A 7,540-nucleotide genomic window follows, 5' to 3' on the forward strand; every position below is an offset into this window, starting at 1 on the left:
TCGCTGGTATCCCAGCAGTAAGCGCTGCCATGGGTGCGGGTTTGTGATGGCATCGCTGCCGCTAAATGTCCGCACCTGGGACTGCCCAGATTGCGGCACCCAAGGCATTGACCGTGATGTAAATGCTGCCCGCAATATCTTACAAGCAGGCACCGCACTGTTAGCCGGTGCTGAGAGTTGAAGTAATACCGAGGGTCACTCGGAAATCGACGCCTGTGGAGTTTGTATAAGACCGGCAATGCCAAGGCATTGCAGGCAACGGACAACGAAGCAGGAACCAGGAAGGCAACGACCTGGGAATCCGCCACTATAATCTCTGATTTAGTGGTCGGAGCATGTCAATAAGACGAATGGTTACCAGAAAGTATTCATTTCTACTTGAAAAGATGTATGCGAATCATTTACATTCATCTCATGACTTTTATGAGGTGTCGCCATGTACGTTTGCGTGTGCAAGGGAGTAACCGACCATCAGATTCGCCAGCACGTTAGCGACGGAGCGCGCAGCTGGCGAGAAGTACGCGAAGCCACAGGCTGTGGTACCCAGTGCGGCAAATGCGCTTGCTTTGCTAAATCGCTTACTCGTGAAGCGGTACAAGAAGCTCGCTGTGAAGCGAATATGGGTCTCGCCTACGCCGTGTGACGCGAATCACTATTGTTAGGTTTTTCGTTAGCAAGCATATGATATTTTTGAATTTTTAGTTACTTTCTATATACTCCCAACACCGTTGGGAGTATATCCGTTTATGGCCTATACTCTCTAGCTAGCGTAATACTTGTACATTAAGAAAGGTGACGTCATGAAAGGTGATCCCAAGGTCATTCAGCATCTCAATATCGCCCTCGGCAACGAGCTGGTAGCCATCAATCAGTATTTTTTGCACGCCAAAATGTACAAAGACTGGGGCTTTAAAGAGCTTGCCAAGTGGGAATACGACGAGTCCATTGAGGAGATGCAGCACGCTGATAAACTCATCGAACGTATTCTGTTCCTAGAAGGCATTCCTAATCTTCAGGATCTAGGCAAGCTGCATATTGGTGAAAACGTCAAAGAAATGCTTGAGAGCGATCTTAAAATCGAGCACGACGGCCGCAATGACTACATCGAAGCAATTACCTATTGCGAAAGCGTCAAGGATTACGTAACGCGTGATTTACTGCGCGACCTGCTTGCCGATGAAGAAAGCCATATCGATCATATTGAAACGCAGCTTGGTTTGATCGACAAAGTGGGCATTCAAAATTATCTGCAAAAACACATGCAGCTGGCGACCGACGAAGAGTGATTTTTTACGTCTTTCAATAATGTACGATTTTCAGTAATAAATGGGCAGCCAAATGGCTGCCCATTTTGCTTCTCTACGGCTATTTATTGAGAGCTGTGTTTTTACGATGCCACAACGCCGCAGGCCATGCGCGCACCGCCGCCGCCTAAGTGAGGATCATCTGCATACGTATCGCTGCCAGCATGAATCATCAAGCTGCGTCCTGGCATATCTTCCATGCTCAAGCGCGGTGCCAACACGGGCAGATTGGCTTCGCCATCGTCATTCACCGTGAGGACCGGTAGGTCTCCTAGATGACCATCGCCGTAGGGGCCTTGGTGGGTGCCCGTCTCTTCCGGGTCGTAGTGGCCACCCGCAGCGAGCGCTGCTGTCATTTCGCCGCTGTCGTTTTCAGCAGGGTCGCAACTGGCATTTTGGTGAACATGAAAGCCGTATACGCCGGGTTCCAAGTCAGTCAACGAAGGTGTAAACAACACACCATGCTCAGTGTGCTCAATAGAAATAGTACCAATAGACGCTTCAATTCCTGCTGCGCTGACCTTGTGCATTTCAACGTTGAGCGCTTCATTTGCCTGAGCGGTGGTTGCCAGCAACAAACCCGCGGCAATACCTGTTAGCGGTAGTGAATATCGCATAATGCATTCTCCTTTCCTTATCCATGGAAGCTCGTATGACGAGTTGCCATTTCAAGGTAGTTGGCTATTGCAACTCTGCCAATGGATTAAGTGATGGTGTTCTTCGCCTTCCTGATGCCACTGCGCGGATGACATTGATCCGCTAAGCCGCGACAATAGTGCGCTGCTTCAAATCATCGCGATTTGTTATCTCAAGCGCCGCTATTGGGGAGTGCCATGTTGCCATTGAACATCCTTTACCAGGATGAGCACCTTGTGGCGGTGCATAAGCCGTCGGGATTGCTAGTGCACCGCTCGGCGCTGGCGCGTGGAGAAACACAATTTTTGCTTCAACGCCTGCGTGACCAAATTGGCAAACGCGTGTACCCCGTGCATCGGTTAGATAGACCCACCTCTGGCGTGATGGTGTTTGGCTTATCATCCGAGGCGGCAGCTCTGTTAAGTGAAGCCTTCAGCAAACGACAGGTGGAAAAGCGCTATCTGGCGGTCGTCAGGGGAAAAGCGCCGGAACAAGAGCGCCTCGATTACCCGTTGAGGGAGGAGGATGGCACGCGGCCCAAAGCCGAGATGCCGGCCATGCCCGCGACGACTGATATCCGCCGCCTGGATAGCGTTGAGCTGCCTGTGCAGGTAGACCGCTACCCGGTGGCACGCTATTCGCTAGTAGAAGCACGGCCCATGACTGGGCGGCGGCATCAGATTCGTCGCCACCTTTCTCGGCGCGGTTACCCGATTATTGGCGATGCCAAACACGGCAAGAGTGTCCACAACCGCTTTTTTGCGGATCAGTTGAAGGCTCCCCGTTTACTGCTGGCTGCTACGTATTTGGCGTTTGATCACCCGTTAATCGATAAGCGCATTCAGTTAAGCTGTGCACTCGATGAGACGATGGCAAGCCTGTTCGAGCAGTTTGGCTGGGGTGGGCATCTGCCGCTAGACAGCGTGCGCACACCGCCTATTGCAGCGCTCACAGTGCGTCAGCGGTAGCTGGCACGAATCGAACTATGTTGAAAAAAGCATGTTGAAAAATAGAGAGCCCGCCATGTCTTCGGATTATGACTTTCGTTTTGGCGGCATTCGCCGTCTGTATGGCCACCGCGCTGCCACGACGTTTCGCAATGCTCATGTGGTGGTAGTCGGTGTGGGTGGTGTGGGGAGCTGGACAGTAGAAGCGTTGGCACGCTCTGGTATCGGCAAGCTGACGCTGATCGATCTGGATGATGTGTGCGTGTCCAACGTGAACCGTCAGCTCCACGCGTTAGACGGCACGATTGGTCAGCCCAAGGTGGACGTATTGGCCGAGCGCTGCCGCCTGATTGCGCCTGAGATAGAAATAGTGGCCGATAGTGCTTTTGTGACGCCGACGAACCTAGCCGAACGCATCCCAAATGATGCCGATCATGTGGTCGATGCCATTGACAGCGTGATCGCCAAAGCGGCCCTAATCGCTTGGTGCAAACGGCGTAAACTGCCGATTACCGTGACAGGCGCAGCGGGTGGCCAAACTGATCCCACGCGTATTCAGGTGGCAGATTTGACCCGCACGGAACACGACCCCCTGCTTTCCAAAGTGCGCTCGCGGCTGCGCCGTGATTATGGTTTTTCCCGTAACTCCAAGCGGCGCTTTTCCGTTGAGTGCGTCTATTCTGATGAGCAGCTAGTGTACCCAAGCGCTGACGGTGAAGTTTGCCTGCAAAAGCCCGGCAACGGTGATGCTACCCGTTTAGATTGCGCCTCAGGCTTTGGTGCTGCCACCTTTGTCACTGGTACCTTTGGCTTTGTCGCTGCTGCTAAAGTACTGGAACGTCTGGCTAAAAAAGCCGCTCATCCCGTTGTTCAAAAGGAAACATCATGACGCTCCCTGTTCCGGGTATTTATCGCCACTATAAAGGCAGCCTTTACGAAGTGCTTGGCACCGCACAGCACAGCGAAAGTGAAGAGTCGCTAGTGGTTTATCGCGCGCTTTATGGTGACTACGGCCTGTGGGTGCGCCCGCTTGCGATGTTTACCGAAAGTGTGAACAAAGACGGCCAACCGCAGCCGCGCTTTGCTTTAGAGAAAACATTTTAAGGCGTGTTGCTAAAATGTGTAGCGAGTAGAAAACCAAAATCGAGGATCTTTCTGCTCATCCTGTGACGCGGGGTCCCCCGTCGTTTGAGTCGCTACTGCCGTATTAATAGACCAGTTGCCGTTCGAGTAGCGTATGCCAACGCCGCCACCTGCCAGCGTATCACTGGATTCCTCGGCAAATTGCTGGCGTGCCCCGTGGTCATAGAAGATGTAGGGCACAAGTTCAGGCGTTGCTTGGTAGCGAACTTCCAGTTGGGTCAGCCACATTCTGCTGCCACTAACTTCTCCCTGCGGATAAGCTCTAACGCCACGGGAGCCCCCCAAACTCATACTCTCCGAAGAATCTAGCGGCGAGTCCGCCCACTGTATATCCCCGCTGGCCAACAATGAGAAACCGTGACCAAGGTTTTGCACGCGAGAAAGGCGCGCATTGGCTTTGCTATAACTACCATCCACTTGTTCATTCGCTTGGTTATTAACTTGGCCGCTCTGAAAACGCACTTCTCCAAACGTCACGCCTCCCTTGCCGAAAGCATCTCTGTGGTCGAACTGAAGTGCTAATGGCCAGCTATGCCCATAACGCTTTTGATAGCTCACACCTTCAAAGCGATCATTCAGCTCTGTGTATTCGCCACCAAAAGAGGCGGTCAGGTTGGTTCGTTGTTGTCGTATTAATGGATAACTCAATCGTAAATGGCTTGTGTCTGCTGTGCCGGTAAAGCCACTAAATGGGTCGCGCAGATTATACTCCGTACGTGCATAAGCCACCTCGGCACGCCAGCCTTTATAGCCAATAGGCAGGGAGTAGGCGAATCGCCCTAGCCATAGATCCTCTTCCGAGTAGAGTGCGGTAAAACTGAGTTCATCACCTAATTTCAAAATTCGGTTGACCTGAGCACCGACGGTGGCGCGCCCCTCGCCAGATGAGCGGCTACCGTAGTTATCCACTCCAACGTAGCCTTGTACGCGCTGGGTGGCGTTTACCTCTGTTACTAAATCACCGGTGCCGGATGCCTCGCCTGGCCGCATGACTGGAGTGATACTAACTCCTGGTAAATCGCTCAGCAGCAGTGCACTGCGTTCCAACGAATCCCCCTGAATAACATCCCCAGAGCGAAGATGGGATAAATAGGGTGCCACGCTGTTTGCCAGCGAGGCGTCATCGCTGGTTACTGTCACCTGGCCGTAGTTTCCCTCCATCAGTTGAATAGTCAGTGTGCCTTGGCTGACATCCTGTTTAGGCAGGAATGCTTGAGCAAAGGGATAGCCATTTTCGCGATAAAAGAGACTAATGCGATTGCTTATGTCTTGTAAGCCTGCCATGTCATGGGCTTTTTCCATAAGATGCTTTACTTGATCGAGCAGCGCTGCATCGTCGTAGACAGTGTTGCCGCTAAACGAGACATCGTTAATACGAACTTCTCGGCTTTCGGCATCGCTTTCCGTAAGTGGTGTCCCTTGCAGATTGATATTTAACGAAGACTCACGAGGCTGATAAATATCATCCGGTAGTGTATCCCGCAGAATACGGCCTGCGTCTGGAGCGGTTTGTGCGTAACTGGTTAAGGGCGACGTAATGATAAGGCACATCGCGGTCATTGCCAGTGAACATGAATTGAGCTGGCCATAGCGCATTAGTCATCTCCTTCATCGTCATCCAGGTCGGTATTAATGCCGCGATCTATGATCTCGATGCCGCTCGGCAATGTGTCTTCTTCAGTAAATTCGTTGACTTGGCCCATCTGTTCCTCTTGTGCGCTCGTCGATACATCTTGAAGTGTCTGATTGATAACGCCACTCACCTTTGAGCCGACATCAAGCTTGGACTCAGACTTTGGCTCAGGTTCCGGCTCAGGCTCAGGTTCCGGCTCAGGCTCAGGTTCGGGCTCGGGCTCGGGCTCAGGCTCAGGCTCAGGCTCAGGCTCAGGCTCAGGCTCAGGTTCCGGTTCGGGCTCTGGCTCGGGTCCCGGTTCGGGCTCTGGCTCTGGCTCAGGCTCAGGCTCAGGTTCCGGCTCAGGCTCCGGTTCGGGTTCCGGCTCGGGTTCCGGCTCAGACTCAGACTCAGACTCGGGCTCCGGCTCGGGTTCTGGCTCAGGCTCTGGCTCAGGCTCAGGCTCGGGTTCTGGCTCAGGCTCCGGTTCTGGCTCAGGCTCAGGCTCAGGTTCCGGTTCGGGCTCTGGCTCGGGTCCCGGTTCGGGCTCTGGCTCAGGCTCAGGCTCGGGTTCTGGTTCAGGCTCAGGCTCCGGTTCGGGTTCCGGCTCGGGTTCCGGCTCAGGCTCGGGTTCCGGCTCGGGTTCTGGCTCGGGTTCTGGCTCAGGTTCGGGTTCTGGCTCAGGTTCCGGCTCGGGCTCAGGTTCAGGAATCGGGACTGCCGCGATGGCTAGCTCACCTGACATAAAGTCAATCGCGTAGTTCGGGTTGCGATTTTCGTCTACATCGCCCTGATTAATGTTGTAGTTTCCAGCGTCTTCCCCTGGTTGACGCGATAGGTTACCCGCCAATTCGTCACCAAGCACCAGGCCACAGCTTTCGGTAAGGCTTCCACAGCCGGTAGAAAATGTCAGTGTAGGATCCGGTTCGCCTTGCTCTTTCTCCTTATCGTTGGCGGTGACAGTGATCGGACGGGGGTCAATGGTCAGCATGCCATCGACAGCGGTGATCATGTAGTTGCCGTTTTCCAGATCCGCTGCGCTGATGTCGTAGTTACCCACGTCATCACCAGCCTCGCGATTCAGGTCGCCTGCAAGGTTGTCATTGCCGACGAGGTTGCCGTCAGTGACCTGCCAGGTAAGGGTCGGGTCGGCGTTGCCGTAGGTTTTCTGCTGATCATCGGCGGTGACGGTGATGGGGCGCGGATCAATGGTTAGCTCGCCATCCACGGCGGTGATCATATAGTTGCCGTTTTCCAGATCCACTGGGCTGATGGCGTAGTTACCCACGTCGTCACTTGCCTCGCGATTCAGGTCGCCCGCAAGGGTATCGTCGCCGACCAGGTTGCCGTCAGTGACCTGCCAGGTGAGAGCCGGGTCAGCGTCGCCGTAGGTTTTTTGTTGATCGTCAGCAGTGACGGTGATCGGACGCGGGTCAATGGTCAGCTCGCCGTCGACAGCGGTGATCATGTAGTTGCCGTTTTTCAGATCCGCTGCGCTGATGTCGTAGTTACCCACGTCATCACCAGCCTCGCGATTCAGGCCGCCTGCGAGGTTGTCATCGCCGACGAGGTTGCCGTCAGTGACCTGCCAGGTGAGGGTCGGGTCAGCGTTACCGTAGGTTTTCTGTTGATCGTCGGCGGTGACGGTGATGGGACGCGGGTCAATGGTCAGCTCGCCATCGATAGCGGTGATCATATAGTTACCGTTGTCCAGATCCGCCGGGCTGATGTCGTAGCTGCCCACGTCATCTCCGGCCGCGCGGGTGACATCACCAGTCAGGCTGTCGTCGCCGACCAGATTGCCGTCGGTGACCTGCCAGGTGAGGGCTGGGTCGGCGTTACCGTAGGTTTTCTGTTGATCGTCGGCGGTGACGGTGATGGGACGCGGGTCAATGGTC

The 7,540-nt window shown here is 54.2% G+C and carries 9 protein-coding genes; 6 read left to right on the forward strand and 3 right to left on the reverse strand.

Features of this window, described 5'->3' with window-relative positions:
• The 3 genes from ELY33_RS08045 to bfr form a co-directional block, all read left to right on the forward strand.
• The coding region (locus tag ELY33_RS08045) for a zinc ribbon domain-containing protein (protein WP_167470064.1) at window positions 1–181 on the forward strand (181 nt) is incomplete at its 5' end.
• 255 nt (window positions 182–436) lie between these two features.
• The gene (locus ELY33_RS08050) at window positions 437–643 is read left to right on the forward strand and encodes a (2Fe-2S)-binding protein (protein WP_126946521.1); all 207 of its coding nucleotides are present in this window, start codon (window positions 437–439) and stop codon (window positions 641–643) included.
• 157 nt (window positions 644–800) lie between these two features.
• Window positions 801–1,286, forward strand: a complete 486-nt coding sequence (bfr, locus tag ELY33_RS08055) for a bacterioferritin (protein ID WP_009724215.1) — start codon at window positions 801–803, stop codon at window positions 1,284–1,286.
• A 101-nt stretch (window positions 1,287–1,387) separates the two neighbouring features.
• On the opposite strand, the gene sodC is transcribed toward bfr, so the two are convergent.
• Window positions 1,388–1,921 (reverse strand): superoxide dismutase family protein, encoded by a 534-nt coding sequence (gene sodC, locus ELY33_RS08060; protein ID WP_126946524.1) that lies wholly within the window; start codon window positions 1,919–1,921, stop codon window positions 1,388–1,390.
• A 216-nt stretch (window positions 1,922–2,137) separates the two neighbouring features.
• On the opposite strand from sodC, the gene ELY33_RS08065 reads away from it, so the two are divergent.
• From ELY33_RS08065 to ELY33_RS08075, 3 genes are read left to right on the forward strand one after another with little or no spacing between them, the layout of a single operon-like run.
• The gene (locus tag ELY33_RS08065) at window positions 2,138–2,908 is read left to right on the forward strand and encodes a pseudouridine synthase (protein WP_126946526.1); all 771 of its coding nucleotides are present in this window, start codon (window positions 2,138–2,140) and stop codon (window positions 2,906–2,908) included.
• A gap of 55 nt (window positions 2,909–2,963) precedes the next feature.
• Window positions 2,964–3,776 (forward strand): tRNA cyclic N6-threonylcarbamoyladenosine(37) synthase TcdA, encoded by an 813-nt coding sequence (tcdA, locus tag ELY33_RS08070; RefSeq protein WP_126946529.1) that lies wholly within the window; start codon window positions 2,964–2,966, stop codon window positions 3,774–3,776.
• Window positions 3,773–3,991 (forward strand): DUF1653 domain-containing protein, encoded by a 219-nt coding sequence (locus ELY33_RS08075; protein ID WP_126946532.1) that lies wholly within the window; start codon window positions 3,773–3,775, stop codon window positions 3,989–3,991. The genes tcdA and ELY33_RS08075 overlap by 4 nt, the downstream gene beginning before the upstream one ends.
• Window positions 3,992–4,000: 9 nt before the next feature.
• Here the strand turns inward: ELY33_RS08075 and ELY33_RS08080 are convergent, their stop codons facing one another.
• Window positions 4,001–5,626: a ShlB/FhaC/HecB family hemolysin secretion/activation protein gene (locus ELY33_RS08080; protein WP_126946535.1), complete on the reverse strand. Its 1,626-nt coding sequence runs from the start codon at window positions 5,624–5,626 to the stop codon at window positions 4,001–4,003.
• A partial coding sequence (locus tag ELY33_RS17845) for an MBG domain-containing protein (protein WP_279629876.1) occupies window positions 5,626–7,540 on the reverse strand: 1,915 nt, incomplete at its 5' end. The genes ELY33_RS08080 and ELY33_RS17845, both read right to left, overlap by 1 nt.

The sequence above is a fragment of the Vreelandella andesensis genome (assembly GCF_003989795.1).
Lineage (GTDB): Bacteria > Pseudomonadota > Gammaproteobacteria > Pseudomonadales > Halomonadaceae > Vreelandella > Vreelandella andesensis.

Coding starts and splice junctions, on each gene's coding strand:
- ELY33_RS08050 (WP_126946521.1), top strand. CDS start 437: ATGTACGTTTGCGTGTGCAAGGGAGTAACCGACCATCAGATTCGCCAG.
- bfr (WP_009724215.1), top strand. CDS start 801: ATGAAAGGTGATCCCAAGGTCATTCAGCATCTCAATATCGCCCTCGGC.
- sodC (WP_126946524.1), bottom strand. CDS start 1,921: ATGCGATATTCACTACCGCTAACAGGTATTGCCGCGGGTTTGTTGCTG.
- ELY33_RS08065 (WP_126946526.1), top strand. CDS start 2,138: ATGTTGCCATTGAACATCCTTTACCAGGATGAGCACCTTGTGGCGGTG.
- tcdA (WP_126946529.1), top strand. CDS start 2,964: ATGTCTTCGGATTATGACTTTCGTTTTGGCGGCATTCGCCGTCTGTAT.
- ELY33_RS08075 (WP_126946532.1), top strand. CDS start 3,773: ATGACGCTCCCTGTTCCGGGTATTTATCGCCACTATAAAGGCAGCCTT.
- ELY33_RS08080 (WP_126946535.1), bottom strand. CDS start 5,626: ATGCGCTATGGCCAGCTCAATTCATGTTCACTGGCAATGACCGCGATG.